Origin of the sequence: Microvirga sp. 17 mud 1-3 (assembly GCF_003151255.1) — a bacterium.
Lineage (GTDB): Bacteria > Pseudomonadota > Alphaproteobacteria > Rhizobiales > Beijerinckiaceae > Microvirga.
The window spans coordinates 1,195,406-1,220,487 of the sequence record NZ_CP029481.1; the positions used below are offsets into that span (position 1 = coordinate 1,195,406).

Annotated in this window: 24 protein-coding genes and 1 other RNA gene; 12 read left to right on the forward strand and 13 right to left on the reverse strand. The window is 66.5% G+C overall.

The features are described 5' to 3' along the window. The first annotated feature begins 78 nt into the window (after positions 1-78). Positions 79-3,651 carry an AsmA family protein gene (locus C4E04_RS05620; protein WP_109595760.1) on the forward strand — a complete coding sequence of 1,191 codons (3,573 nt, stop codon included), beginning with the start codon at positions 79-81 and terminating at the stop codon, positions 3,649-3,651. On the opposite strand, the gene C4E04_RS05625 is transcribed toward C4E04_RS05620, so the two are convergent. Genes C4E04_RS05625 through fumC form a run of 3 tightly spaced genes read right to left on the reverse strand, consistent with a single transcriptional unit; the run spans position 3,629 to position 5,470 of the window. Continuing rightward, positions 3,629-3,865 carry a ribbon-helix-helix domain-containing protein gene (locus C4E04_RS05625; RefSeq protein WP_245416296.1) on the reverse strand — a complete coding sequence of 79 codons (237 nt, stop codon included), beginning with the start codon at positions 3,863-3,865 and terminating at the stop codon, positions 3,629-3,631. The genes C4E04_RS05620 and C4E04_RS05625 overlap by 23 nt on opposite strands. Before the next feature lie 10 nt (positions 3,866-3,875). Beyond that, the gene (locus tag C4E04_RS05630; protein WP_109595764.1) at positions 3,876-4,061 is read right to left on the reverse strand and encodes a DUF4169 family protein; all 186 of its coding nucleotides are present in this window, start codon (positions 4,059-4,061) and stop codon (positions 3,876-3,878) included. A 14-nt stretch (positions 4,062-4,075) separates the two neighbouring features. Continuing rightward, positions 4,076-5,470 (reverse strand): class II fumarate hydratase, encoded by a 1,395-nt coding sequence (gene fumC, locus C4E04_RS05635; RefSeq protein WP_109595766.1) that lies wholly within the window; start codon positions 5,468-5,470, stop codon positions 4,076-4,078. A gap of 75 nt (positions 5,471-5,545) precedes the next feature. Here fumC and C4E04_RS05640 point away from each other — a divergent pair, with 75 nt between their 5' ends. After that, entirely contained in the window at positions 5,546-6,964 is a 1,419-nt protein-coding gene (locus C4E04_RS05640; protein WP_245416244.1) for a cytochrome P450, read from the forward strand. A gap of 28 nt (positions 6,965-6,992) precedes the next feature. On the opposite strand, the gene C4E04_RS05645 is transcribed toward C4E04_RS05640, so the two are convergent. Then, positions 6,993-7,595, reverse strand: a complete 603-nt coding sequence (locus C4E04_RS05645) for an SspB family protein (RefSeq protein ID WP_109600813.1) — start codon at positions 7,593-7,595, stop codon at positions 6,993-6,995. A 23-nt stretch (positions 7,596-7,618) separates the two neighbouring features. Further along, positions 7,619-7,975: a transfer-messenger RNA gene (gene ssrA, locus C4E04_RS05650) on the reverse strand. 80 nt (positions 7,976-8,055) lie between these two features. Here ssrA and C4E04_RS05655 point away from each other — a divergent pair. From C4E04_RS05655 to C4E04_RS05690, 8 genes are all read left to right on the forward strand, one after another. Next, positions 8,056-8,850, forward strand: a complete 795-nt coding sequence (locus C4E04_RS05655) for a thymidylate synthase (RefSeq protein ID WP_109595768.1) — start codon at positions 8,056-8,058, stop codon at positions 8,848-8,850. A gap of 3 nt (positions 8,851-8,853) precedes the next feature. Further along, positions 8,854-9,174, forward strand: coding sequence for a DUF2293 domain-containing protein (locus tag C4E04_RS05660; RefSeq protein WP_109595770.1), 321 nt, complete (start codon positions 8,854-8,856; stop codon positions 9,172-9,174). A gap of 38 nt (positions 9,175-9,212) precedes the next feature. Next, positions 9,213-9,719 carry a GNAT family N-acetyltransferase gene (locus C4E04_RS05665; protein ID WP_109595772.1) on the forward strand — a complete coding sequence of 169 codons (507 nt, stop codon included), beginning with the start codon at positions 9,213-9,215 and terminating at the stop codon, positions 9,717-9,719. A 160-nt stretch (positions 9,720-9,879) separates the two neighbouring features. After that, positions 9,880-10,407, forward strand: a complete 528-nt coding sequence (locus C4E04_RS05670; protein WP_109595774.1) for a dihydrofolate reductase — start codon at positions 9,880-9,882, stop codon at positions 10,405-10,407. 119 nt (positions 10,408-10,526) lie between these two features. After that, entirely contained in the window at positions 10,527-11,675 is a 1,149-nt protein-coding gene (gene hflK / locus C4E04_RS05675; protein WP_109595776.1) for an FtsH protease activity modulator HflK, read from the forward strand. After that, positions 11,672-12,595: a protease modulator HflC gene (gene hflC / locus C4E04_RS05680; RefSeq protein WP_109595778.1), complete on the forward strand. Its 924-nt coding sequence runs from the start codon at positions 11,672-11,674 to the stop codon at positions 12,593-12,595. The genes hflK and hflC overlap by 4 nt, the downstream gene beginning before the upstream one ends. A 7-nt stretch (positions 12,596-12,602) precedes the next feature. Beyond that, on the forward strand, positions 12,603-12,794 hold the full coding sequence (locus C4E04_RS05685; RefSeq protein ID WP_109595780.1) for a DUF2065 domain-containing protein: 192 nt from the start codon (positions 12,603-12,605) through the stop codon (positions 12,792-12,794). A 91-nt stretch (positions 12,795-12,885) separates the two neighbouring features. Continuing rightward, entirely contained in the window at positions 12,886-14,382 is a 1,497-nt protein-coding gene (locus C4E04_RS05690; RefSeq protein WP_109595782.1) for a DegQ family serine endoprotease, read from the forward strand. A gap of 343 nt (positions 14,383-14,725) precedes the next feature. On the opposite strand, the gene C4E04_RS05695 is transcribed toward C4E04_RS05690, so the two are convergent. The 4 genes from C4E04_RS05695 to C4E04_RS05710 form a co-directional block, all read right to left on the reverse strand. Next, positions 14,726-15,472, reverse strand: coding sequence for a metallophosphoesterase (locus tag C4E04_RS05695; RefSeq protein ID WP_109595784.1), 747 nt, complete (start codon positions 15,470-15,472; stop codon positions 14,726-14,728). A 182-nt stretch (positions 15,473-15,654) separates the two neighbouring features. Next, positions 15,655-16,848 carry a site-specific DNA-methyltransferase gene (locus C4E04_RS05700; RefSeq protein WP_109595787.1) on the reverse strand — a complete coding sequence of 398 codons (1,194 nt, stop codon included), beginning with the start codon at positions 16,846-16,848 and terminating at the stop codon, positions 15,655-15,657. 159 nt (positions 16,849-17,007) lie between these two features. Then, positions 17,008-17,649 carry a ribonuclease HII gene (locus tag C4E04_RS05705; RefSeq protein ID WP_245416245.1) on the reverse strand — a complete coding sequence of 214 codons (642 nt, stop codon included), beginning with the start codon at positions 17,647-17,649 and terminating at the stop codon, positions 17,008-17,010. 104 nt (positions 17,650-17,753) lie between these two features. Continuing rightward, positions 17,754-18,935: a PA0069 family radical SAM protein gene (locus C4E04_RS05710; RefSeq protein ID WP_109595791.1), complete on the reverse strand. Its 1,182-nt coding sequence runs from the start codon at positions 18,933-18,935 to the stop codon at positions 17,754-17,756. A 359-nt stretch (positions 18,936-19,294) separates the two neighbouring features. Here C4E04_RS05710 and C4E04_RS05715 point away from each other — a divergent pair, with 359 nt between their 5' ends. After that, positions 19,295-19,795, forward strand: a complete 501-nt coding sequence (locus C4E04_RS05715; protein WP_109595793.1) for a hypothetical protein — start codon at positions 19,295-19,297, stop codon at positions 19,793-19,795. A gap of 8 nt (positions 19,796-19,803) precedes the next feature. On the opposite strand, the gene moaB is transcribed toward C4E04_RS05715, so the two are convergent. From moaB to C4E04_RS05735, 4 genes are all read right to left on the reverse strand, one after another. Then, positions 19,804-20,358 carry a molybdenum cofactor biosynthesis protein B gene (gene moaB / locus C4E04_RS05720; RefSeq protein WP_109595795.1) on the reverse strand — a complete coding sequence of 185 codons (555 nt, stop codon included), beginning with the start codon at positions 20,356-20,358 and terminating at the stop codon, positions 19,804-19,806. Between the two features lie 269 nt (positions 20,359-20,627). After that, positions 20,628-21,485 carry a neutral zinc metallopeptidase gene (locus C4E04_RS05725; RefSeq protein ID WP_109595797.1) on the reverse strand — a complete coding sequence of 286 codons (858 nt, stop codon included), beginning with the start codon at positions 21,483-21,485 and terminating at the stop codon, positions 20,628-20,630. 88 nt (positions 21,486-21,573) lie between these two features. Next, complete coding sequence (locus C4E04_RS05730) at positions 21,574-22,416, reverse strand: uracil-DNA glycosylase (protein WP_109595799.1); 843 nt, start codon at positions 22,414-22,416, stop codon at positions 21,574-21,576. A 64-nt stretch (positions 22,417-22,480) separates the two neighbouring features. Further along, on the reverse strand, positions 22,481-23,032 hold the full coding sequence (locus C4E04_RS05735; protein ID WP_109600815.1) for a methylated-DNA--[protein]-cysteine S-methyltransferase: 552 nt from the start codon (positions 23,030-23,032) through the stop codon (positions 22,481-22,483). 345 nt (positions 23,033-23,377) lie between these two features. Between C4E04_RS05735 and C4E04_RS05740 the strand changes: the two genes are divergently transcribed. Next, positions 23,378-25,042, forward strand: coding sequence for an electron transfer flavoprotein-ubiquinone oxidoreductase (locus tag C4E04_RS05740; protein WP_109595801.1), 1,665 nt, complete (start codon positions 23,378-23,380; stop codon positions 25,040-25,042). The last annotated feature ends 40 nt before the right edge of the window (positions 25,043-25,082 follow it).

Genomic DNA, 25,082 nt, shown 5'->3' on the forward strand with positions numbered 1-25,082 from the left:
ATGGAAACCGCGATCCGCTCCCGCTGTTTGGGCCCTTGAGGTAAAGATCCTGCGACGAAACGGAGAAAAGGCCGCCTCTTGCGCGACATCCTGACGATTATCGCATCGATCGTGATTCTCATTCTGGCGGTGGCCGTTGCCGCCCCTCCGTTCGTGGATTGGGAGGCGCACCGGGACTCCATCGATCACCTGATCTCGCGCGCCTCGGGAACTGAAGCTCATACGGAGGGCCGCATCGGCGTGCGCCTCCTGCCGTCGCCGCGCCTGCGCTTCGACCGCCTGCGGCTCGGCGGCAAGACGCCGGATTCTCCGTCCCTGACGGCGGATTTCGTCTGGGCCGAGATCGCGCTGACGCCGCTGCTGCGTGGCGAGATCCGCTTCACCGAGACCCGGATCGGCCGCGCCGACATCCGCGTCCCGGTGGCGCCGGACGGGAGTTGGCGCCTGCCGCAGGACCTGACCGCCGGCAGCGCCCGCAGTCGGGAATGGGCCATCGACAGCCTGAAGGTCGCCCAACTCCTGGTGACGACGCAGACGCCCACCACCGGCCGCACGGACCAGGCCTATGCGGAGAACGTTTCCATCGAGGGGCAGAAGCTCGTCGGGCCCTGGAGGGTCGAGGGCACCACGGCGGGAGTGCCGTTCCGGCTCGTGACGGGAGAGCTGACATCTGACAAGACCGTCCAGGTCCGGCTGTCCGGCGGTGGCGATATCTATCCGCGCTTCGACCTCGACGCGAAGCTCGCCCTGGAGGGGGAGGCGCCCGGAGAGGCGAGCCCGTCCCTTGCCGGCAAGGCCAAGATCCTCTTCGGTCCGCCGGCCCAGGTGGCGGCAGCGGGCATTCCGATCCCGATCGCCATCGAGACGGATTTCAAGGCCGGCGCCGGGCAGGTGGTTCTCGACCCCGTGAGCCTCGAAGCCGGGGAGGGGGGCGCCAGCCTGCGCATGGCAGGTCAGGGAAAGGTGCAGCTCAACGATCCCCGGATCTCCCTGAAGCTCGAAGGTCGCCGGCTCGACGCGGACAGCTTCATCCTGTCCTCCAACGGGCAGGACTTCAAAAGCCGCCTCGCGACATGGTCCATCCCGCATATCTCCATCCCGCTCGACCTCGACCTGAAGATCGACAGCATCGGCCTCGCGCAGGAGGAGCTCTCCAACGCGGTCATGCGCCTGTCCGTCGACCGGGGCCGCGCCAAGGTTGAGCGGATCGACTTCCAGGCGCCGGGCGACACCCGCGTCGCCATGGAAGGAACGGTCGGGCTCACCATCGAGGGCGGGGCGGACGGGAAGGTGGCGCTCGCGTCGAACCAGTCGGACCGGTTCGCCCGCTATCTCGACCGTCTGGGCCTTCGCTCGCCCTTCCTCAAGGCCCTCGACGGGCGGCCTCTCGAGATGTCCTCCGACGTCGCGTATTCCAACCCGGTCCTGTCCTTCAACAGGATGCGGGTGAAGACCGGCGACGCCGTCCTGACCGGCAACCTGCGCTACACGGCTCCGGAGGGAGACGGGCGCGGCAAGCTGGAAGCGCAGGTCGGAATCCAGAATCTCAACCTCGATCAATTGCCCCGCGTGTCGAGCGTGTTCGAGGCGACGCAGAACCTCGATGTCGGCTTCATCCTGGAAGCGCGCAACGTTCGTGCGGGCAACAGTCCCGAGGCCGGCCGGATCACGGCGCGCATCCTGTCCGACGGGCCCGCGCTCCTGGTCGAGTCCCTCGAAATTGCAGATCTCGCGAGCGCCAATGCCCGCGTCAGCGGACGCATCGCGCCGGACGGCTCGGGGCGCATTGCCGGAAAGGTTACGGCGCAGCGCGCAGCGCCGCTGGTGGACCTTCTCGGCAGCGTCTGGATCGGCGGCATTTCCAAGCTCGTGCCGTATTTCCTCCGGGAGGGCGACCTCAACCTCGACATCGTGACCGAGCGCGTAGCGCCGCCACCGAATTCGACGGAACTGCGCCTGCGCACCACCGCGAAGGGCACGGCAGCCGGCGGCACTTTCCTGGGGTCGGTGGATTCCCTCGACGGGCGCACCGAGAACCTGGACGTCACGCTCGTGACGGACAATACGGGACGATGGGTGAACCGCCCCGCCGCTCCGGCCCTGAAGCGGCCTTCGCAGGTGACCCTGCGCGGCACGCGGGTCGGCTCCGGGCAGTTCAACGTCACTGTGGCAGGCGACGTAGGCGGCGTGAGCATCACCACCAAACGCCCCTTCACCCTGAGCGCCGACGACGATGTGGTCGATAGCGGCGAGGCCGAGATTGCGGCCGGCGATATCGCGCCGTTCCTGCAACTGCTCGGCGACGGCTCAGGTGTCGCGTCTCCGGTGCCGACCCAGGCGCGGATCACCCTGGGGCGGGAGCGGGATGCCTCGCTCGTCACGGTCACCGGGCAGGTGGCCAACAGCAACGTTCAGGCGCGGCTCGCGGTGCGCTCCCGCTCAGACATCACCGGCGACGTCTCCCTCGACCGCCTGTCCCTGCCATGGCTCGTGACGACCATGGCCCTCAACACGCCTCCGAGCCCCGATGCCAACGCCCTCTGGTCGACCGCCCGCTTCGGCCAGAGCGCCCGCCTCGTCAGCGGCGGTCAGGTCGCCTTCAAGGTCGCCAGCCTGGACCTCGGGCGCGGCCTGCAGGCGACCCGTGCGGGCTTTACGGTCGAGGCGACGGCGGATGGTGTCTCGATCCGCAATCTCGACGCCATGCTCGGAACCGGAAAGCTCACCGGCTCCACCACGATCACCCGGCAGGGCGCCCTTGCGTCCGTGGTGGGCGATGGGACGATTGCGGATGTTCCGCTCTCGGCCCTCGCGGGAGCCACTCCCTTCGATGCGCGCGTCTCGGGCAGCCTGAAGTTCGGGACGGCGGCCGATACCATGGCCGGGCTGGTGTCCAATCTCGGCGGTGCCGGAGAGTGGCGGATCGTCAACCTGCGCATTCCGGACGTCGATCCTTCTGCCTTCGACCGGGCCCTCAAGCGCCTGCTCGCGGATGCGGACCCCTTGACCGAGGGCAGGGCCGAGATGGCGCTCGCGGCGGAACTGAGCCGCTCCGCACTCTCGGTCCCGGCCGTGACGACCTCCGCGGCCCTGGTCGCCGGGTCCCTGCGCCTGTCGCCCTTCGTGGTCCAGAACGCCGCTGCTTCCTGGCAGGGCGCCGTCACCTACGATCTCAAGTCCCTGGCCTTCGAAGCCCGTGGCACGCTGGCTGCCAGGACGGCGCCGCAGGGCTGGGTCGGCGCACCGCCCTCCATCGGGCTGACCTGGCGCGGCTCGCTGGCGGCGCCCGTGCGGGAAATCGACGCCGGACCGTTCCGCAACGGCCTTGCGGCCATCGTGCTGAAGCGCGAGCTGGAAAAGATCGAGGCGTTCGAGAAAGCGCAGGCTGAGCGGCAGCGCCAGATCCAGGCCCAGCAGGAGGCGGAGCGTCGGGCCAAAGCCGCGGCCGAGGAGGCTGCCCGCCAGGCGAAGGCCCGCGAGGAGGCGGATCGTGCCCGGATCGAGGCGGAGCGGATCCAGTCGCAGCAGCGGAGCGACCCGAACGCGGCCCTGCCGCCTCCGGACGATCAGGTGCCGTTCACCATGCCGCCCCTGACCCCGCCGCTGGAACTTGCCCCACCCCCGGCGATCAATTCCCGTCCGGGCGGCTGAGGCGCTCACGCAGGTCGTCGAGCACGAAGACCCGGATGGCCGAGGATAGGTTCTGCGCGCCGCGTTCCGCGTCGATCAGACCGATCAGGGCCTGGACCGAAGTCGAGCGGCGTGTCGCGATCTCGCGCAGGGCCTGCCAGAACGGCTCTTCCAGGGAAATGCTCGTGCGGTGTCCCGCAATGGAGACCGAGCGCTTGAGGATGCCGGCGCCCAGGGAAGCCATGTCAGGGCGTGTCCTCGTCGCGTTTGTGCCCGTCGAGGCGGCGCTCGGTGAGGGTCTTCTCCGCCTCGGTCTTGTCCCGTTCGGCCTTGGTGCGGCCGAACAGGACGCGATTTTCGGCGGCGCGGGCCTCCTTGTCGGCCCGCGCCTTGCGTTTGCGCGCCTGGCGCAGATTGACGATCTCGGCCATGGCGCGTCCGGTCCTTACTCGCCCGGCGACAACATGGTCTCGGGCCGCACCACGGCATCGAAATCGGCCTCGGAGACGCCCGCCTTCAGGGCTTCCTCCTTGAGAGTCGTGCCGTTCTTGTGCGCGGTCTTCGCGATCGCGGCCGCCTTGTCGTAGCCGATCTTCGGCGCAAGGGCCGTGACCAGCATCAGGGAGCGCTGCATCAGGTCCTTCAGGCGCTCGTGGTTCGGCTCGATGCCGACGACGCAGTTATCCGTGAAGCTGACGGCGCCGTCCGCCAGGAGGCGGATCGACTGCAGCACCGCGTAGGCGATCACGGGCTTGAACACGTTGAGCTCGAAATGGCCCTGGCTCGCCGCGAACGTCACGGTGGTCTGGTTGCCGGCTACCTGGGCGCAGAGCATCGTCAGGGCCTCGGCCTGGGTCGGATTGACCTTGCCGGGCATGATCGACGAGCCGGGCTCGTTCTCGGGCAGCGAGATCTCGCCGATGCCGGAGCGCGGGCCGGAGCCCATCAACCGGACGTCGTTGGCGATCTTGAACAGGCCCGCCGCGAGGCTCGACAGGGCGCCCTGGGTGAAGACGAGGGCGTCGTGCGAGGCCAGGGCCTCGAACTTGTTGGCCGCCGACGTGAAGGGCAGGGCGGTCAGCTCCATGACCTTCGCGGCGAAGCGGTCGGCGAATTCCGGATGGGCGTTGAGGCCGGTCCCGACGGCCGTGCCGCCCTGCGCGAGGGCGTAGATGCCCGGCAGGGTCGCCTCGATGCGCGCGATGCCGAGTTGCACCTGCATCGCATAGCCGGAGAACTCCTGGCCGAGGGTGACCGGGGTCGCGTCCTGCAGGTGGGTGCGGCCGATCTTCACGATGTCTTTGAAGGCCTTGGCCTTGTCGTCGAGGGCCTTGTGCAGGTGCTTGAGGGCCGGGAGAAGCCGGTCGTTGATCTCACGCGCAACCGCGATGTGCATGGCGGTCGGGAACGAATCGTTCGACGACTGGCCCATATTGACGTGGTCGTTCGGATGAACGGGCTTCTTCGAGCCGCGCTCGCCGCCGAGGCGCTCGATGGCGAGGTTCGAGAGAACCTCGTTCATGTTCATGTTGGACTGCGTGCCCGAGCCCGTCTGCCACACGACCAGCGGAAATTCGTCGTCGTACTTGCCCTGCACCACGTCGGCGGCGGCGCTCACGATGGCTTCGGCAAGGCGCGGGTCGAGCTTGCCGAGATCCTTGTTCACAAGGGCGGCGGCCTGCTTCACGATGGCCATCGCGTGAACGAGGGGGAGCGGCATGTGCTCACCGCCGATGCGGAAATTCTGAATCGAACGCTGCGTCTGGGCACCCCAGAGCTTGTCGGCGGGAACTTCGATGGGGCCGAAGGTATCGGTTTCGGTACGGGTTGAGGGCGACATCCTGACCTCTTTCGATGGGGGTTCGTGTTCTTATCTCAAGTTTTGCGGCCCGCAACAGCACACGGACCCTAAGGCATGTCAAATTCCATGAGCGAGACCGTCGAGACGCCGCTTTTCCGCCCGCCGGCGCCCCGGCCGCGGACCGAGCCCATGGGGCTGCTGGCCTTTCTGCTCGCGATCCGCCGGAATCCTCTCGCCACCTGGATGGACAAGCATTTCGAGGAGCCGGTGGTTTCCGGAGAGGGCGTCCTCGGGCGCATGACCGTGGTCAACGACCCGGCCGTGATCCGCCACGTTCTCGTCGACAACGCCGCCAATTACCGCAAGGACGACCTGCAGATCCGCATCCTGGCGCCCGGCCTCGGGCGCGGGTTGCTGACCGCCGAGGGGGAGGAGTGGCGCCTCCAGCGGCGGACCCTGGCGCCGCTCTTCAACCCGCGCACGGTCGCCGGGTTCTTCCCGGCCATGGTGGGGGCGGCGGACCGCCTCGTGCGGCGCTGGCAGCGCCGGCCGGACGGGCGGATCGTCGATGCCTCCCTGGAAATGACCCGCATCACCCTCGACGTGCTGGAGCGGACGATCTTCACCCAAGGGGTCGCCCGCGATCCGGATGCCCTGGCCCGGGCCATCACCCGCTATTTCGAAGGAATCGGCCGGGTGGACCCCATCGACATCTTCGGCTGGCCCGATTGGGTGCCCCGCATCGGGCGTCTCAGGGCGCGGCCGGCGGTCCGGTTCTTCGACGAGATGGTCGAGGAGCTGATCGGGGCCCGCAAGGCCCTGATCGCCCGGGGCGAACCCGCCCCCCGGGACATCCTGACCCTGCTCCTCGAAGCCGCCGACCCGGAAACGGGCCGGGGGCTGACCGACGAGGACGTGCGCGCCAACATCGTGACCTTCATCGGCGCCGGCCACGAGACCACGGCCAATGCCCTCTCCTGGTCCCTGTACCTGCTCTCGCAGGACCCGAAATCCCGGTTGCGGATCGAGGAGGAGGTGGACCGGGTGCTGGGCGAGGGCCCCTTCGAGGTCCGGCATCTCGAAAAACTCGTCTTCACCCGCGCGGTGATCGACGAGGCCCTGCGCCTCTATCCGCCCGCGCCCTTTCTCAGCCGTGCTGCCATGGCGGACGACCGGATCGGCGACCTGCACATCCCAGCCGGCTCGGTCGTCACGGTCGCGCCCTATGTCCTGCACCGGCACCGGACGCTCTGGCGCGATCCTGATGCCTTCGACCCCGAGCGCTTCCTGCCTGAGAACCGGGACAGGATCGACCGCTTCGCCTATCTGCCGTTCGGCGCAGGGCCGCGGGTCTGCATCGGGGCCAGCTTCGCGCTCCAGGAGGCGACCATTGTCCTCGCGAGCGTGGTGCGCGCCGTGCGGCTCGATCTGGCAAAGGGGCACGAAGTCCGGCCCCTGCATCGCATCACCTTGAGACCGGAGGGTGGCCTGCCCATGAGACTGACGCACCGAAAAAGCAAAAAGGCGGCCTGAGGCCGCCTTCGTAGCCAAAAGCGAGAGGTCAGTTCTTCTTGCGGAACGCGTCGAGGCTGACGACCTGGGCGGTGCCTTCGGGCTTCGCACCCTCGGCCTGAGCGGGCTCGCCCGCTTCCGCCTGAGGCGGTTCCTCAGCCGGGGCTGGGGGCTTCTTGGCCTTCGGCGCCTTCTCGGTGGTTCCGGCCTTGGGGCGCTTCAGCTCGACAGGCTGCGAATCGCCCGTGCGCTTCGGCGCGGGAGCCTCTTCCTCGATCTCGTCCTCCTCCTCGCCCTCAGTCGTGAACTTGAGGCCGAATTGCACGGAAGGATCGAAGAAGCCGGTCAGGGCTTCGAAGGGGATCAGCAGCCGCTCCGGCACACCCGAGAAGGACAGGCCGATCTCGAAGGTATGTTCGGTGACGTTGAGGTCCCAGAACTGGTGCTGGAGGACGATGGTCATCTCCTGCGGGTATTTCTCGCGCAGTCGGTTGGAGAGCCGTACGCCCGGAAAATCGGTGCGGAAGGAGATGTAGAAATGGTGCTCGCCGGGCAGCCCGTCTTTCCCGGCATCGATCAGGACCTTGCGCACCACGCTTTTCAGCGCGTCCTGCACAAGTAGATCGTAGCGGATCAGGTCTTTACCGGCCATGAGGGAGCCCTTGAGGAAGAGGAAGTGGAGGCTTCTGTTGCCAGGTGCCTCCGAACCCCGCCTAACGGTGCTACCCGTTAGGGCTTTGAATCGGCTTTAGAAGCTGCTTACGCAGCCACCGCAACCGGAGCATAGTTGTCGTTGGCAACTATTGAATCGGCCCGATAACGGCGGAACCATGCCGAGCGAAAGTCTACCCTTTACGCCCTCGTCGATCCTATTTCGCCCCCGCCGAAACCTAGGCTCAGCCTGGGTTTTGGTGGAGGCGCCGGGTACCGCCCCCGGGTCCGATGGGTTTATTTCGATAGCCGTTTATCGCCATAGCCGACCTCGCAGCCGGCACACCCAATATAAGAAAGCCGGGCGCATTTTGAAAGAGCGGGGGACAAGTTCCGTTGGGATGATTTGCGCTCTCGGAACCTCCCGGGCGGCTGGCCTATAAAGAGACGAGGAGCACTTCATGCAGGCGTATCACGATCTTCTCAGACGAATCCTGGACGAGGGCATTCGCAAGGACGACCGCACCGGCACCGGCACGCTGTCCGTCTTCGGGCACCAGATGCGTTTCGACCTCAGCCAGGGCTTCCCTCTGGTGACGACCAAGAAGCTGCACCTGCGCTCCATCGTTCACGAGCTGCTCTGGTTCCTGAAGGGCGACACCAATGTCCGCTACCTGCAGGAGAACGGTGTCACGATCTGGGACGAATGGGCGGACGAGAACGGCGATCTCGGCCCCGTCTACGGCAAGCAGTGGCGCTCCTGGGCGAAGCCTGACGGCGGCTCGGTCGACCAGATCCAATGGGTGCTGGACGAGATTCGGCGCAATCCCGATTCCCGCCGGCTCATCGTCTCGGCCTGGAACCCCGCCGAGCTCGACCAGATGGCGCTCGCGCCCTGCCATTGCTTGTTTCAGTTCTACGTGGCCGAGGGGCGGCTCTCCTGCCAGCTCTACCAGCGCTCCGCTGACGTGTTCCTGGGCGTGCCCTTCAACATCGCGTCCTACGCACTCCTGACCCACATGATGGCCCAGGCGACAGGCCTTCAGCCGGGAGATTTCGTCCATTCCTTCGGGGATGCGCATCTCTACATGAACCACCTGGAGCAGGCGCGCCTGCAATTGTCCCGGGAGCCTCGGCCCCTGCCGCACCTGCGCCTCAACCCGGCGGTGCGCTCCCTGTTCGACTTCACGTTCGACGACATCGCCATCGAGGATTACGATCCTCACCCGGCGATCAAGGCGCCCGTCGCGGTGTAGGCCATGGGCCGGCGCGAGATCATCGAGAGCGCCGTCCGGATCCTCGCGCCGCGCATCCCGCGGCACGAATTCGAGGCGGTGACCGATCACGCCCTCGGCAGCCGCGGCCTCCATACGGCGACGCCCGAAACTGCTGCCTGGCTGTCCCTCGTGGCCTATATCCGCCACCGCTTCACCGACTACGACGAGCTGCTCGAGGACGGCTACGACACGGACAGCGCCCGCTTCTTCGTTCTCGACCACATGAACGAGGTCCTGGAGGAGTGGGGCTCCCCACGCCGTATCAAGGCGGAGGACGAGAAGGCCGAAGACGGGACGGATTGAGGCTCGACAGGGCCGGCGGGCTTGGGCACAACCGTCCTATGACCATCACCGTGCCCTTCTCCCCCTCTCTCACCATCCGCAGGGCCGAGGCCCGCGATGCCTCCCTGGTCCTCTCGTTCATCCGTGAACTGGCCGAATATGAGCGCCTCGCCCATGAGGTCGACGCGACCGAGGCCGATATCGCGCAGGCCCTGTTCGGCCCGAATCCGCGCGTCTTCGCGGATATCGCCGAATGGGAGGGCGAGCCCGCCGGCTTCGCCCTGTGGTTCTATAATTTTTCGACCTTCCGCGGCCGGCATGGGATCTACCTGGAAGACCTCTTCGTGAGGCCAGCCTTCCGCTCCAAGGGCATCGGCAAGGTCCTGCTGAAGCACCTCGCCCGGATCTGCGTCGCCGAGAACCTGCCGCGCCTGGAATGGTGGGTTCTCGACTGGAACGAACCCGCCCTGCGCTTCTACCGCTCCATCGGAGCCGTCCCCATGGACGAATGGACCGTGCAGCGGGTGACCGGGGAGGCGCTGGAGCGGCTGGCGGAAGGGTCCTGATGGTCTGTTCGTTGAAACTCTATTCCCTTGCATGGAGCCTGTCAGGATTCTGCGGATCGGACAGGCGTCCTCCGATGGTCTCGAACCTTGCAACCGAGACCGTTTCGGGGGAGGAATGAGCCGCCTGGATCGAAACCCACTCTGCTCCCCGAAAGTCCCCATGACCCTGCCTCTCATCCTCGTGGTCGCCGTGGCCGATAACGGCGTTATCGGGCGCGACAACCGCCTTCTCTGGCGCCTGCGCACCGATCTGAAGCGCTTTCGGGAGCTGACCTGGGGCAAGCCGATGATCATGGGCCGCAAGACCTTCGAGTCCATCGGCAAGCCGCTGCCGGGACGTGCGACGATTGTCCTGACCCGGGAGCCGGGCTTTTCGGCAGAGGGCGTCCATGTGGCGCGTGGCTGGGACGAGGCTGTCGCCATGGGCCAGGAGATCGCCGTGCGCATGGGAGCCGATGCGGTTGCGGTCGCCGGCGGGGCCGAGATCTATGCGCTCGCCCTGCCGCATGTAGCGCGCATCCACCTGACGCAGGTCCATACGGCGCCGGAGGGCGACGCGATCTTCCCGGATTTCGACCGTTCTGCCTTCACGGAAACCCGGCGCAGCGAGCACCCGAAAGGGGCTGATGACGAGCACCCGTTTACCTTTATCGATTTCGAACGTCGATCACGATCCCGCCAAGGTTGACGAAAGCCGCCACAATCCCCAAGTCGCAGCCTTGACAGGCGGGAGAAAGACCACCCACAACCGCCTTGAGTTTCCATCGGCTCAAGCGGCCGGTCTTTTCAGAGTGAGGAAAGGCGACCATGCCTTGGAGTAACCAAAGCGGCGGCGGCCCCTGGGGCCAGCGCGGGGGATCGGGAGGCGGCAAGAGCCCCTGGGGCTCGGGCGGCTCATCCGGCAACGGAGCGCCTCCGGACCTGGAGGATATCCTGCGTCGTGGCCAGGATCGGCTGAAGGACATCATTCCGGGCGGCCCCATGGGCGGCAAGGGTCTGGTGGCCCTGCTGCTCGGCGCCATCGTCATCTGGCTGCTCACGGGCTTCTATACGGTCCGCCCGAACGAGGTCGGCATCAACATGCTCCTCGGCCGCTTCACCGGCACATCGGGCGAAGGCCTGCGCTATAACCTGCCTTATCCGCTCGGCCGGGTGATCAAGCCCAACGTCACCGAGCAGCAGCGCATCGAGGTGGGCTACCGCTCGACCCCGTCCGGCCAGGGACGCGCCCGGGACGTGCTCGAGGAGAGCCTGATGCTCACCGCCGACGAGAACATCGTCGACATCGATTTCGACGTGGTGTGGCAGGTCAATCCTGCCCGTCCGCAGGACTTCGTCTTCAACCTTCAGAATCCGGAAGGCACCATCAAGTCCGTGGGCGAGAGCGCCATGCGTGAGGTGATCGGTCGCCGCCAGATCCAGAACATCCTGACCACCGAGCAGGCCAGTGTCGCCCAGGAAGTGCGCCAGATCATGCAGACGACGCTCGACGCCTATGGGGCCGGCGTGCTCGTCAACGTGGTCCAGCTCCAGGCCGCCCAGCCTCCGGCCGAGGTCCGCCAGGCCTTCTTCGACGTGAACGCCGCCCAGCAGGATGCGGTGCGTGTCCAGAACGAGGCCGAGACCTTCGCCAGCCGCGTCGTCCCCGAAGCCCGAGGCGAGGCATCCCGGACCGTTCAGCAGGCCGAGGCCTATCGCGAGCAGGCCACGGCCGATGCCACCGGTCAGGCTGCGCGCTTCAGCCAGATCTACGCCGCCTATAAGCAGGCGCCCGCCATCAGCCGGGAGCGCATGTTCCTGGAGACCATGGAACGGGTGATGTCCGGGGTCGACAAGGTGATCATCGATCAGAACGGGCAGGGGGTCGTTCCCTATCTGCCGCTCACACAATTGCCGCGTCAGCCGGCCCCGCAGGGCCAGGGCGCAGCCTCGGGCCAGCAGGGAGCTACGCGATGAACAGTCCAGCCGTCCGGACGGGTCTCGTCATCCTTGTGGCGATCGTCGCCATCGCTCTCTACAGCTCGATCTTCATCGTTCAGCAGACCCAGTACGCCCTCGTGCTGCGCTTCGGCGCGGTGCAGTCGGCCCTGCGCGAGCCGGGACCCTATTTCAAGGTGCCGCTCATCGACACGGTCACATATTTCGACAAGCGCGTGCTGGACCTGGACCTTCCGGTCCAGACCCTTCTCTCCGCGGACCGGCAGAACCTGGAGGTCGACGCCTTCACGCGCTATCGGATCATCGATCCCCTGAAGTTCTATCAGGCGGTCGGCAGCATTCCGCTCGCCAACCAGCGGCTTCAGAGCTTCACCAACTCGGTGATGCGCAACGTGCTGGCCAGCGCCTCCCGCGACGCCATCGTCCGGACGGACCGCAGCAATCTCATGCAGCGCATTCAAGAAGACGTGAACCGTCAGGCCCAGAGCCTCGGCATCGAGATGATCGACGTGCGCCTGACCCGGGTGGACCTGCCGGCGGCCAACAGCCAGGCCGTCTACCAGCGCATGCGCACCGAGCGTGAGCGCGAGGCCGCGGACCTGCGCGCCAACGGCCAGCAGCTGGCGCAGACCATCCGCGCCAAGGCCGAACGCGAGGCGACGGTGATCCGCGCCGAGGCCAATCGTAAAGCTGAGGAATTGCGCGGACAGGGCGATGCGGATAGGAATCGGATTCTGGCCGAGGCATTCGGTCAGGACCCGGACTTCTTCGCCTTCTACAGGTCCCTGCAGGCATATGAAGCCGGACTCAAGTCAGGAGAGACGCGCCTCGTGCTGAGCCCGAATTCCGACTTCTTCCGTTACTTCAACGATCCGGCGGGCCGCCAGAGCGGAGCGCAGGCGCCCGCCCAGCCGGCCGCGCCGGCCGCGGCCCAATAAGGCGCCCATGCAGGATCTCGTCGCAGCCCTCGGCCTCGCTCTCGTGGTCGAGGGCATTTTATTTGCGGCGTTCCCGGACGGCATGCGCCGCGCCATGTACGAGGCGGCGCACAGCCCGAGCGACCGGATGCGCCTGGTCGGCATCCTTTCGGCCATCGGGGGCCTGGGGATCATCTGGCTCATCCGGCAGTTCGGATGAGGGCGTCAGCCCCGCTTCCGCCGCATTCGGCGCTTGAATGGCGATACAGAGGGACAATCTATATCCACGGCTCTCCAAGAGAGGAACTTCAATGATTCAAGCCATGAACGCGCTGGCACCGTCCGGGACGGGGCGGCTGTCCCGCCTGCTGGCGGCGTCCTGCTTCGCCGTCGCGCTTTCCGTTACGTCCGCGGTCCCGATGGCGGCACAGGCCCGTTCCGCACCGGAATCCTTCGCCGACCTTGCCGAAGAGGTCACGGGCGCCGTCGTCAACATTTCGGCCTCCACCACGGTCGAGGCCAAGAACCGCACCCTGCCGCAGCTGCCGCCGGGCACTCCCTTCGAGGATCTTTTCGAGGAGTTCTTCAACCGTCGCGGCCAGGGCAATGGGGACAGCCCCCTGCGCCAGCGCAAGTCCAACTCCCTGGGCTCCGGCTTCGTGATCGATCCTTCCGGAATCGTGGTGACCAACAACCACGTGATCGGCGATGCCAACGACATCAGCGTGATCTTCCCCGACGGAACGCGCCTCAAGGCCGAGATCGTCGGCAAGGACTCGAAGGTCGACCTCGCGGTCCTCAAAGTGAAGTCCGACAAGCCCCTCAAGGCGGTCAAGTTCGGAGATTCGGATAGCCTTCGGCCGGGCGACTGGGTGATGGCGATCGGCAATCCCTTCGGCCTCGGCGGGTCGGTCACGGCCGGCATCGTGTCGGCCCGCGGCCGCAACATCGATTCCGGCCCTTACGACAACTACATCCAGACCGATGCGGCCATCAACAAGGGCAATTCGGGCGGTCCGCTCTTCAACATGAACGGCGAGGTGGTCGGCATCAACACGGCCATCCTGTCGCCCACGGGCGGCTCCGTCGGCATCGGCTTCGCGGTTCCGGCCTCCACGGCCGCGCCGGTCATCGACCAGCTCCGGCAGTTTGGCGAGACCCGCCGCGGCTGGCTCGGGGTGCGCATCCAGAGCGTCGACGACGCCACCGCCGAGGCGCTGGGTCTCGGGGCCGCACGCGGCGCGCTCATCGCCGGCGTGGACGACAAGGGCCCGGCCAAGCCTGCCGGCCTCGACGTGGGTGACGTGATCGTCCGCTTCGACGGCAAGGACGTGAAGGATTCCCGCGATCTGCCGCGCATCGTCGCCTCCACGCCGGTCGGCAAGTCCGTCGATGTGGCGGTGATCCGCAAGGGCAAGGAGGAAAACAAGAAGGTGACCCTCGGCCGCCTGGAGGATGGGGAGAAGCAGGCCAACCTGCAGCAGCCCTCCACCGATACGCCGACCGCCACCAAGCAGGCGCTCGGGCTCGAAATGTCGGGCATCACGGATGATCTGCGCCGCCGCTACGGCCTCAAGGACGACCAGAAGGGCGTCGTGATCACCCGCGTCGACCCGAACTCGGCCGCCTCCGACAAGCGGATCCAGCCGGGCGAGGTGATCGTCGAGGTGGGCCAGGAGCCGGTTTCCACTCCGGCCGACGTGACGAAGCGGGTCGAGGCCATCAAGGGCCAGGGCCGCAAGTCCGTTCTGCTCCTCGTGGCCAACACACAGGGCGAGGTCCGCTTCGTGGCCCTGTCCATCGAGTAACGGAACGACCTTCTCGCAAACAAGAAAGGGCGGCCTCAGGCCGCCCTTTTTCGTGGGCTCTTTCCGATGAAGTTCGGGTGGTACAGGAAGCACCGCACAGCTCTCCTTCTCGACGGATCCCGAGTAACTAAGGGAAGTGCCTGCCTGCTCTCCTCCCCCTTGTGGGGATGAGCTGAAGGTGGGGGTGTGAGCGCCAGCCTGAATTCAATCCTGCGCCAACACCCCCACCCTAACCCTCCCCACAAGGGGGAGGGGATCACATGGTGCGTTGTCCCGGTTGAGCGAAATCTTGCCGCGCCTCTCCACGAGAGGAACGAGCGACACGGTCCTGTGCCCGTCGGTTCTACGCGCGAGGCATCAGTCCCGTTCTCAACCCGTACGCCCAGTCAGCCCGTCCATTCGCGTCCGCGCGGGCAGCGGCTTTCTCATGATCGTACGGGATGGCGATGAACTCCGCGTGGATCTGGCCATCCGGCTGCAGGTCGAGCATGACATAGCGGGCATGCGGCGTGCCGGATTCCGTCACGATGAGCGGTTCGGTCGATACCTCGACGGCCGGGCATCCGATGCTGCCCGGATTGAGGACGAGCGTGCCGTTCGGCAGACGCACCAGGTCCGGCCGGTGGCTGTGCCCGCAGAGGACCAACCGGGCCGTGACGTCGCCGAGACGGTCCGCAATGGCGGGCGTATGGCCGCGGACGAGGCGCCCGCCCTCGACGGCATCGATCAGGAAGGTATTGTCGTCCTGCGGCGTGCCGTGACAGGCGAGAATCTCCGGCGTGACCCAGGCCGTCGCCGGAAGGCTTCCCAGCCGCCCGATCTGATTCCCATTGAGAACGGCTTGTGCGAAGAGGTCCGACGGACCCATCTCATCCCCCGGAAGGGTCGCGAGCTGTCGTTCGTGGTTGCCGCGGATCGTGAGGGCGCCGTGCGCATCGAGGCGCTCCAGGGTCTCGCGAGGCCAGAGCGGACCGGACACGCAGTCGCCGAGGTCGACGACGTGGTCGGGCCTGCGCCGGTCGAGATCCGCCAGGACGGCGTCGAGCGCCAGGACGTTGCCGTGAATGTCGGACAGAACCGCAATCTTCATCGATGAGCCTCATGAAACGACGAATCCCCGGAGCGGGCCCGGGGATCCCATCGTCGCATGATGCCGGACGAAATGCGCTAAGGGATTGGGAGCGAGGTCGACCTCACTCCCAATCCCTTAGGTTTCTGCTTCCTTGAGCATCTTCCCACGCAAAACCGGTTCCCGCTTTTGCGTTCGATGCTCTAGGCGGCGAGTTCCGCCCGTACCTTGGCGCGGAACTCGTCGATGGAGACGAGCTTGCCGCCACGCTCCACGTTCCAGAAGGTCCAGCCGTTGCAAGCCGGAAGGCCCTGCACGAGGGCGCCGATCTTGTGGATCGAGCCGACGATGGCGCCGAGCGCCAGGGTGCCGTCCGCCCGCACGATCGCCTGGTAGCGGCGGCGCTCGTCCACCAGCGTCTCGCCGGCCTTCACATGGCCTCCCTCGATGAGGGACAGGAAAGGAACCCGTGCTTCCGTGCGCTTTTCGGGCGGGGCCGCAACCGCGACGTCGGACAGGGTCTCGGCCGCATCGATGCGTGCCTGCGCGGCCTTCGCGTAGACAGGGTCGCGCTCGAGCCCGATGAAACGGCGTCCGAGCTTCTTCGCGACGGCACCGGTCGTGCCCGTGCCGAAGAACGGGTCGAGCACCACGTCGCCGGGATTGGAAGAGGAAAGCAGCACGCGGGCGAGCAGCGCCTCCGGCTTCTGAGTGGGATGGACCTTGCGGCCGTCCTCATCCTTCAGACGCTCTTCGCCCGTGCAGAGCGGGATGAACCAGTCCGAGCGCATCTGGACGTCTTCGTTGCCGGCCTTCAGCGCATCGTAATGGAAGGTGTAGTTCTTCGCCCCCGCGCCCTTCGAGGCCCAGATCATGGTCTCGTGCGCGTTGGTGAAGCGACGGCCCTTGAAGTTCGGCATCGGGTTGGCCTTGCGCCAGACGATGTCGTTGAGGACCCAGAAATCCAGGTCCTGCAGCGCGGTGCCGACCCGGAAGATGTTGTGATAGGAGCCGATCACCCAGAGCGTCGCGTTCTTCTTCATGACGCGACGCACGCCGGCGAGCCAGGCGCGGGTGAAGGCATCGTAATCGGCAAAACTCGAGAACTTGTCCCAGTCGTCGTCGACGGCGTCGACGAGGCTGTGGTCGGGGCGCGTCAGCGCCTGCTCGAGCTGGAGATTGTAGGGCGGGTCCGCAAAGACCACGTCCACGCTCTCCGGCGGGAGCTTCTCCAGGTTGGCGATGCAGTCGCCAACGAGGATCTCGTCGATGGGAAGAGACGGCAGGACGGAGAGGGAGGCTTTGCGCCCCATCCGAGGCGCCGGCGCAGCCCGCCCGGTACGCGAGACATTAATCCGGGTGGCAGCGCCGGCGGCCCCGGTACGCGAGGTACCCATGGGTGATCACCGGTTACGCAACTGACAGTCCGGATCATGAGACGTTAGGGTAAAGACGAAGTTTCCAAACGCGAAAAAATACGTCCTATTTTAGGTCGGCAAATTCTGCCTATTCATTGAAATTGCTGAGGTTTTTAGGTTAATGGCCGTTAAGGCCGGCTACAGGTCGAGCAAACCCTGGCGCAGAGGCGCGAAACTCATGCGATGGAACGGGCAGGGACCCTCGCTCGTCAGCACGGAGAGGTGCTCCCGCGTGCTGTAGCCCGCATTCGTCGCGAATCCATAAGCCGGATAGCTGGCATGGAGACGAGCCATCAGCCGGTCGCGCACGACCTTGGCGACAATGGAAGCGGCCGCGATGGACGCAATGCTCGAATCACCTTTCACGACAGTCTCGACCGGGCAGGGAAGGCCCGGCGGGTCATTCCCGTCCACGAGGGCCATGTCGGGCGTGCAAGGCAATGCCGCGAGTGCCCGGCACATGGCGAGAAGCGAGGCCTGCCGGATATTGATGGTGTCGATCTCGGCATGGGAGACCGACGCGACCCCTACATGCGCCGAGGCAAGGATCGCCGGGAACAGGGCTTCGCGCTTCTGCGCCGTCAGCGCCTTCGAATCCGCCAGCCCGGCGGGCACGTTCTCCAGGTCGAGCACGACCGCGGCCGCGACCACAGGCCCTGCAAGCGGCCCGCGCCCGACCTCGTCGAGCCCGGCGATGCAGCGGAAGCCTGCCGCGCGGGCGGTCAGCTCCCGGTCGAGGCCGAGGCTTTGCTTCTGTGGAGTGCGAATCGCGGCGGTCATGGCGGGCATCAAAGCGGGAACGCCATGAATTTAACAGTCCATGGAATGTCGCGCCGGCTCCTCATGACTCTATCGGCACCGTGCTTCCGAATGCCAGGCTTTCCTCAAAACAGCGACAGCTGCGCCGATTCCTTCACGGGCGGGGTGAACAGGTCGGTGCGCAGCTTCCAGCTGCGCTGGTTGAGGCCGAGGCGTTCGGCGGCGGTTTCGAAGCGGCGGCCGATCATCCACGCATAGGGGCCGATGCCGGTCTGGCGCACGCCCCATTGGGAATCGTAATCCTTGCCGCCGCGCGCCTCCTGCAGCAGCGAGAAGACGTGGTTGAGCTTGTCCGGGTAGTGCTCCACGAGCCAGTCGCGCATGACGTCCTTCAGGTCGTGCGGCAGGCGCAGCAGCACGTAGCCCGCCTCCCGGGCGCCGGCGATGTGCGCCGCCTTCAGGATTTCCTCGATCTCGTGGTCGTTGATCGCCGGAATGATCGGCGCCACCAGAACGGTCACAGGAATGCCGGCCTCCGCCAGCTTGCGCACGGTGTCGAGCCGCTTGGCCGGCGAGGCGGCGCGGGGCTCCATGCGGCGGGCGAGGCGGGGATCGAAGGTCGTGATGGAAATCGCCACCTTGGCGAGCTGCCGGTCGGCCATGCGGGTCAGGATGTCGATGTCCCGTGTGACGAGGGCCGATTTGGTCACGATCCCGACCGGATGGTTCGTCCGGTCCAGCACCTCCAGGATGCCGCGCGTGATGCGGAAGCGCCGCTCGACCGGTTGGTAGGGATCGGTGTTCGAGCCGAGCGCGATCACACTTGGCGCATAGGAGGGCGCGCGCAGCTCCTTTTCCAGGAGTTCGGGTGCGCCGGGCTTGGCGAAGATCTTGGTCTCGAAATCGAGCCCCGAGGACAGCCCCTGGAAGCCGTGGGTGGGGCGCGCAAAGCAATAGGAACAGCCGTGCTCGCAGCCGCGATAGGGATTGATGGAGCGGTCGTAGCCGATGTCGGGCGAGTCGTTCCGCGTGATGATCGTGCGTGGCTTCTCGACGATCACCTCGGTGGGGAGGGGCGGGAGCTCCTCCTCCAGGTTCCAGCCGTCGTCGAAGGCCTCGCGCTTCGCGGGCTCGTAGCGTCCCGTCGGGTTCGACACGGAGCCGCGCCCGCGCCGCCGCTCGCCTTCGACCCGATAGGCGGGATCGTCCATCCGGCGCCGCGCGGCCTCGGCCGCCTCGATAGGCGAGCGCGCAACGGGCCGTGACAGGACGGGGTCGCGGGGAATTTCCCTGAAACGGATAGTCATGGCGGCCTCACGCGAATCCGGCATTGAGAGGGCCACAAGAATAAGAACAAAAAAGGAACAAAATCAAGTCGACTTAAGCGCGACCTGTTTCCCTCCCCTTGTGGGGAGGGCTAGGGTGGGGGTGTCGGCGCCACGATTTTAAAGTCCTGCGCTCACACCCCCACCTCCAGCTCCTCCCCACAAGGGGGAGGAGAGCAGGGATGTGCCTCCCGCGAAAACCCGAGATCCGAGGGGAAAAGGCCAGCACAGCACTTCCCAATCATCCCAGGCTCAGCTCAAGAATCCCGAACTGGCAAAGGGGCTGCTCGGCACGACGAGACGGAGGCGACGGCGCACTCGGAAAGCCCTATGCTCTTTCCATGATCACCGCTCTCATCCGCACCCGGCACGGGCCCGAGGCCCTTGCTGTCACGTTGAGCGCCCTCGTTCCCGCCGTGACCGCGGGGCTCGTGGGCGATGCCGTCGTTCTGGCCGAGGAACAGGACGAGGCGATTGCCCAGGTGGCGGAGGCCGCTGGAGCGGTCCTGGTCGTGGCGCAGCGCGATTCCTGGGCTGAGGGCGCGCGGGTGGCGCGGCGGGACTGGCTCCTGTGCCTCGATGCCGGGGATGTGCCGCAGGAGGGGTGGATCCGCGTGCTCGATCGCTTCCTCGGGGCTGGCCCGCCTTCCAGCGAATCAGGGCGCTTTCGGAGGCCTCAGGGTGTGGCGCATGCTCTCTTGAGGGCTCTCTCGGCGGTATTGCGGAGACGGACGGTGCAGGCCGGGGACCTCATCCATCGCAGCCTCCTGGCCGAGGGCGTGCGGTTTCCTGCGCCCGTCCGCCTGCCGGCGAGCGTGGAGCGCGATCCGGCTTTCGGCTGAGCCGGGCCTCAGCCCTGGAGCTTGCCCCGCTTCAGGTGCTCGTCGAGGCGAGGCATGATCTCGACGAAATTGCAGGGCCGGTAGCGGTAGTCGAGCTGCGTCGAGAGAATGCCGTCCCAGGCATCCTTGCAGGCGCCGGGCGAACCCGGCAGCACAAAAACGAAGGTCGTCCGGATGAGGCCCGCCGTAGCGCGGGACTGGATCGTGGAGGTGCCGATCTTATCGAAGCTGATGCGGTGGAAGATCGTCGAGAACCCGTCCATGCGCTTGTCGAAGAGCGGCTCGATCGCGTCCGGCGTCACGTCCCGGCCCGTAAAGCCAGTGCCACCCGTCGTAATGATCACGTCGATGGCCGGATCCTCGGCCCAACCTCGCACCTTCGCGCGGATCGCCTCCGCGTCGTCCGGAACGATGGCCCGGTCGCCGAGCCGGTGACCCGCCTTGGTCAGGCGTTCGGTCAGCGTGTTGCCCGACTTGTCGTCGTCAAGGGAGCGGGTGTCCGAGACGGTCAGGACCGCGATGGTGAGGGGAACGAAGGGGAGGGTCTCGTCGATGCCGGGCATGCGGATTCTCTCGCTGTGCCCCTTCGTCTACCGCTGTTGCGTGGCACGATCCAGCAAAACGCCGTCGTCTCCGTCATTCCGGGGCGAACCCCGGAATTGACGATGCCCTCTTTCTCGGATCGCTAGAGCATCGTGTGGACCCAGAGGGCCGCGTCAGCGAAAAGTGGACCCGGTTTTCCGCCCCGAACGATGCTCCAGCCCAGAGAAGAAGCATCGGACCCAAAAGTGGGTCCACTTTTGGGTCCGATGCTGTAGGGAAGTGCGTAGCCTTACAACTTGCTCGCCCGGAACGTGTCGCAAGCCTGGATCTGGCCGGTCTTGAGGCCGGTGGTCAGCCAGCGTACCCGCTGTTCGGAAGAGCCGTGGGTGAAGCTGTCGGGGACGACGCGGCCTTGCGACTGCTGCTGAAGGCGGTCATCGCCGATGGCCTGGGCGGCCGCGATCGCCTTTTCGATGTCGCCCTGCTCAAGGGAGTTCCAGCGCTCGTTGGAGTGGTGCGCCCAGACGCCCGCGAGGCAGTCGGCCATCAGCTCGACGCGGACCGAGAGCTGGTTGCGCTCCGTCGCCCCGACCTCCTGCTGCCGGGCCTGGACCCGGGGCAGGATGTCGAGCTGGTTCTCCACGTGGTGCCCGACCTCGTGGGCGATCACATACGCATAGGCGAAGTCGCCGCCGGCACGGAAGCGCTGCTGCATCTCCTGGAAGAAGGACAGGTCGAGATAGACCGTCTGATCGAGGGGGCAGTAGAAGGGGCCCATGGCCGATTGCGCGGCACCGCAGCCGGAGCGCGTGGCGCCCGAGAACAGCACCAGCTTGGGCTCCTTGTACTGGCGGTTGGCCTGCTGCGGCAGCACGGTTTTCCACACGTCTTCCGTGTTGCCCAGGATGGCGGCCGCGAAGCGGCCCATCTCGTCCTGCGGCGTGCCCTGCTTGCCCTGCTGCTGCTCGTAGCCGCCCTGGTTCGCGATCATCTCGGCGCCGCCGATGAGCAGGCGCGGATCGATGCCGAGCGCCCAGCCGATGATGCCGAGCACCACGATGGTGCCGATGCCGAGGCCGCCCGCACCGCCCGGAATGCCACGGCGGTCTTCCACGTTCGACGAGGTTCGAAATTCATCCCAGCGCATAGTCCACCTCAAGAGGCGTTGAGCGCCTCGTTCGAGCGATAAAGCTGGAGCGTAGTGACAGGTTCCCGTCGGAACGGGAAGGACCTGCCTATTCCGTTCCGTCGAGGGCTCGCCGCAGGGCCTGGAAATCCCGCCAGCCGAGCCGCTTCTGCAGGGGCTGGCGCAGCAGATAGGCCGGGTGCAGCGTCGGCAGCGCCCGGATCTCGCGCCCGTCCCCTGCCTTGTAGGTGAACCAACGCCCGCGGCTGCGCAAAATCCCGTCCTTCACGTCGAGGAGGTTCTGGGTGGCCGGGCCGCCGAGGCAAAGCAGGAAATCAGGTGCCGCGAGCTCGATCTGCCGCGCGATGAAGGGCTTGCAGATCGCCACTTCCTGCGGGGTTGGGGTGCGGTTGCCCGGCGGGCGCCAGGGCACGATATTCGCCACGTAGACGCTCGTGCGGTCGAGGCCGATGGTGGCGAGCATCCGGTCGAGGAGCTGGCCCGAGCGGCCCATGAAGGGCTTGCCGATGCGGTCCTCGTCCGCGCCGGGGGCCTCGCCCACCAGCATCACGCGGCCTTCCGGATTGCCGTCCGCGAAGGCGAGATTCTTGGCGCTGAATTTCAGGGCGCAGCCCTCGAATTCGGCGAGCAGCCCTTCCAGCTCCTCCAGGGACTTGGCATGGGCGGCCAGTTCGCGGGCCAGGTGGGCGGCATCATCCGGCGTTCCTGCCGCAGCCTTGGGCAAAGGGCGGGCGGGCGTTGCGGGCGGCGCAGCCGGGGATGCGGCTTGGCGCTGCGAAGGAGAGCGGGGCTCGGGCTGCCGGTCCGGCGCGGGAGCGGGCTCCGCGAAGCGATTGTGCGGGGTCTCGTCGAGGGCAAGGTCCACCCCCGCCTCGACATGGAAGTCGAGGAGTGCCTGCAGGGCCTCGCGATCGGGGGGCATGTCCGCCATGAGCTCTATGTAAGCGTCCCGCGAGGCGCGGACAACTCGCACCGCAGCACCGTGTCGCGGTTCTTCAGGCCATCAGGTCGAACAGGGTCGGCTCCTCGTCCCGGCGCGCACCCTCGATCTCCAGGAGCCGGCGCTTCGTGACGGCTCCGCCGGTGGCCGAGAAGCCGCCGAGCTTCCCGCCGGCTCCGACCACCCGATGGCAGGGAACGATGATCGCGAAGGGGTTGCGCCCGAGGGCTTGGCCGATGAGCCGGGGATTGTCGACCGAAAGTCGCGCCGCGATCTCTCCATAGGTCATGACCCGGCCGGGCAGGATGGTGCGGGCCACCTCGTAGACGCGCCGGTGAAGCTCCGGCACGCCCTCCATGTCGAGGGGAGCGCCCAACAGGTCGCGGGCCTCGCCTGCCAGAAGCGCGACCACGTCTGCGATGACATGGCGGATCGCTTCCGGTGGATCGGCCTCGGAAGCCTCGTGAAAGCGCCGGACAAGGCGGTCGCGGGTCTTCGCCGCATCGTCTTCCGGCAGCTGAAAAGCCGTGATTCCACGCTCGTTCCAGGCGATCCCGCAGGGGCCGACCGGCGTGTCGAAGATCGTGAGGAAGGTCTGGGCTGCCATGATCGTCGCTCCCGTTCCGGGCCGGGCGGCCCCCGAGGCCCGCATCGGCAACCGTCATCATGGGCGGATTCGAGGCGCCTTCAATCCATTTCCTGCCGTTTTCCGCGGTTCAGTTCTCGATCACCAGCGGCTCACCCGCGGCCAGATGTGCGGCCGAGAAAGACGGAGAGGCTTTCGGCGCCATTCCGATCCTTTTCGCGGGATTGAGAATGAATATGCGCAATCTTCTTCCAGCGCGGCCACAACGAGGGTAGGAGACCATGTGAACAAAGAGGCTTGAGAAACCCCGCTGTTAGTTCATATGTAAACTATCTGTCCGGGGTCGCGCGTATCAGGAGGAAGACCATGGCCGAGCTGCCCGCCCGTGAATCGATGGAGTTCGACGTCGTCGTCGTAGGGGCGGGCCCTGCGGGCCTGGCGGCTGCCATTCGCCTGAAGCAGGATGCTGCCGAGCGGGGCGCCGAGGTCTCCGTGGTCGTGGTCGAGAAGGGGTCCGAAGTGGGCGCCCACATTCTCTCAGGCGCCGTGATCGATCCCATCGGCCTCGATGCCCTCCTGCCGGAATGGCGCACCGATCCGGACCGTCCCCTCAAGACCGAGGTAACGGCCGACGAGTTCATGTATCTTGGCCACGCGGGCGGCGTGCGGCTGCCGAACGTGTTCATGCCCAAGCTCATGAACAACCACGGCAATTTCGTCGGGTCCCTCGGCAATGTCGCGCGCTATCTCGGCCGTAAGGCCGAGGAATTGGGCGTCGAGATCTATCCGGGCTTCCCGGCCTCCGAGGTTCTGGTGGAGGACGGCAAGGTGGTGGGCGTCGCCACCGGCGACATGGGCATCGGCCGTGACGGCCAGCCCAACGCCAATTTCACCCGCGGCATGGAGCTGCGGGCCAAGTACACGATCTTCGCCGAAGGCGCGCGCGGCTCCCTGACCAAGCAGATGGTGGACCGCTTCGGCCTCAATCAGGGCCGGGATCACCAGAAATACGGCCTCGGCATCAAGGAACTCTGGCAGGTTAGGCCGGAAAACTTCCAGCCGGGCCTCGTGCGGCACTCCATGGGCTGGCCCCTGCCCAACAATGCGGGCGGCGGCTCCTGGCTCTACCATTTCGACGACAACCTCGTGTCGGTCGGCTTCGTGGTGCACCTCAACTACAAGAACCCGACCCTCTCGCCCTTCGACGAGTTCCAGCGGTTCAAGACCCACCCGATGGTGCGGGATGTGTTCGAGGGCGCAAAGCGCATCGGCTACGGAGCGCGGGCCATCATGGAGGGCGGCTGGCAATCGGTGCCGCGCCTGTCCTTCCCGGGCGGCTGCCTGGTGGGCGATTCCGCCGGTTTCGTGAACGTGCCGCGCATCAAGGGCAGCCATAACGCTATCCTGTCGGGGATGCTCTGCGCCGATCATGTCTTCGATGCGCTCCAGGACGGGCGTGCCAACGACGAGGTTGCCTCCTATGAGGAGACCTGGCGCGCCTCGCCCATCGGCTATGACCTCAAGCGGGTGCGCAACGTGAAGCCGCTCTGGTCCCGCTACGGCACGGCCGCCGGCGTGGCGCTCGGCGGGCTCGACATGTGGCTCACCGAGATCTTCGGCTGGTCGCCCTTCGGCACTATGAAGCACGGCAAGCCCGACCATGAGAGCCTGCTGCCGCTCTCCCAGGTGAAGCCGATCGTCTATCCGAAGCCGGACGGGGTGCTGACCTTCGACCGGCTCTCCTCGGTGTTCCTGTCGAACACCAACCACGAGGAGGACCAGCCGCCCCACCTCCAGGTCAGGGACATGGGCCTGCAGAAAGCCTCGGAGCACGACGTCTATGGCGGCCCATCGCAGCGCTATTGCCCTGCCGGGGTCTACGAATGGGTCGAGGGGGAGGGCGGGGTCCGCTACCAGATCAACGCCCAGAACTGCGTCCACTGCAAGACCTGCGACATCAAGGACCCGAACCAGAACATCAACTGGGTCACGCCCGAAGGCGGCGGCGGGCCGAACTACGTCAATATGTAAGGCGCTGGCCGTTTTGCCGCGTGCTCACCGTCATTCCTGA

What these genes read in the sequence shown, in the direction of transcription:
- C4E04_RS05630 (WP_109595764.1), bottom strand. Translation starts at nt 4,061, where the DNA reads ATGGCCGAGATCGTCAATCTGCGCCAGGCGCGCAAACGCAAGGCGCGG.
- fumC (WP_109595766.1), bottom strand. Translation starts at nt 5,470, where the DNA reads ATGTCGCCCTCAACCCGTACCGAAACCGATACCTTCGGCCCCATCGAA.
- C4E04_RS05640 (WP_245416244.1), top strand. Translation starts at nt 5,546, where the DNA reads ATGTCAAATTCCATGAGCGAGACCGTCGAGACGCCGCTTTTCCGCCCG.
- C4E04_RS05645 (WP_109600813.1), bottom strand. Translation starts at nt 7,595, where the DNA reads ATGGCCGGTAAAGACCTGATCCGCTACGATCTACTTGTGCAGGACGCG.
- C4E04_RS05655 (WP_109595768.1), top strand. Translation starts at nt 8,056, where the DNA reads ATGCAGGCGTATCACGATCTTCTCAGACGAATCCTGGACGAGGGCATT.
- C4E04_RS05660 (WP_109595770.1), top strand. Translation starts at nt 8,854, where the DNA reads ATGGGCCGGCGCGAGATCATCGAGAGCGCCGTCCGGATCCTCGCGCCG.
- C4E04_RS05665 (WP_109595772.1), top strand. Translation starts at nt 9,213, where the DNA reads ATGACCATCACCGTGCCCTTCTCCCCCTCTCTCACCATCCGCAGGGCC.
- C4E04_RS05670 (WP_109595774.1), top strand. Translation starts at nt 9,880, where the DNA reads ATGACCCTGCCTCTCATCCTCGTGGTCGCCGTGGCCGATAACGGCGTT.
- hflK (WP_109595776.1), top strand. Translation starts at nt 10,527, where the DNA reads ATGCCTTGGAGTAACCAAAGCGGCGGCGGCCCCTGGGGCCAGCGCGGG.
- hflC (WP_109595778.1), top strand. Translation starts at nt 11,672, where the DNA reads ATGAACAGTCCAGCCGTCCGGACGGGTCTCGTCATCCTTGTGGCGATC.
- C4E04_RS05685 (WP_109595780.1), top strand. Translation starts at nt 12,603, where the DNA reads ATGCAGGATCTCGTCGCAGCCCTCGGCCTCGCTCTCGTGGTCGAGGGC.
- C4E04_RS05690 (WP_109595782.1), top strand. Translation starts at nt 12,886, where the DNA reads ATGATTCAAGCCATGAACGCGCTGGCACCGTCCGGGACGGGGCGGCTG.
- C4E04_RS05695 (WP_109595784.1), bottom strand. Translation starts at nt 15,472, where the DNA reads ATGAAGATTGCGGTTCTGTCCGACATTCACGGCAACGTCCTGGCGCTC.
- C4E04_RS05700 (WP_109595787.1), bottom strand. Translation starts at nt 16,848, where the DNA reads ATGGGTACCTCGCGTACCGGGGCCGCCGGCGCTGCCACCCGGATTAAT.
- C4E04_RS05705 (WP_245416245.1), bottom strand. Translation starts at nt 17,649, where the DNA reads ATGACCGCCGCGATTCGCACTCCACAGAAGCAAAGCCTCGGCCTCGAC.
- C4E04_RS05710 (WP_109595791.1), bottom strand. Translation starts at nt 18,935, where the DNA reads ATGACTATCCGTTTCAGGGAAATTCCCCGCGACCCCGTCCTGTCACGG.
- C4E04_RS05715 (WP_109595793.1), top strand. Translation starts at nt 19,295, where the DNA reads ATGATCACCGCTCTCATCCGCACCCGGCACGGGCCCGAGGCCCTTGCT.
- moaB (WP_109595795.1), bottom strand. Translation starts at nt 20,358, where the DNA reads ATGCCCGGCATCGACGAGACCCTCCCCTTCGTTCCCCTCACCATCGCG.
- C4E04_RS05725 (WP_109595797.1), bottom strand. Translation starts at nt 21,485, where the DNA reads ATGCGCTGGGATGAATTTCGAACCTCGTCGAACGTGGAAGACCGCCGT.
- C4E04_RS05730 (WP_109595799.1), bottom strand. Translation starts at nt 22,416, where the DNA reads ATGGCGGACATGCCCCCCGATCGCGAGGCCCTGCAGGCACTCCTCGAC.
- C4E04_RS05735 (WP_109600815.1), bottom strand. Translation starts at nt 23,032, where the DNA reads ATGGCAGCCCAGACCTTCCTCACGATCTTCGACACGCCGGTCGGCCCC.
- C4E04_RS05740 (WP_109595801.1), top strand. Translation starts at nt 23,378, where the DNA reads ATGGCCGAGCTGCCCGCCCGTGAATCGATGGAGTTCGACGTCGTCGTC.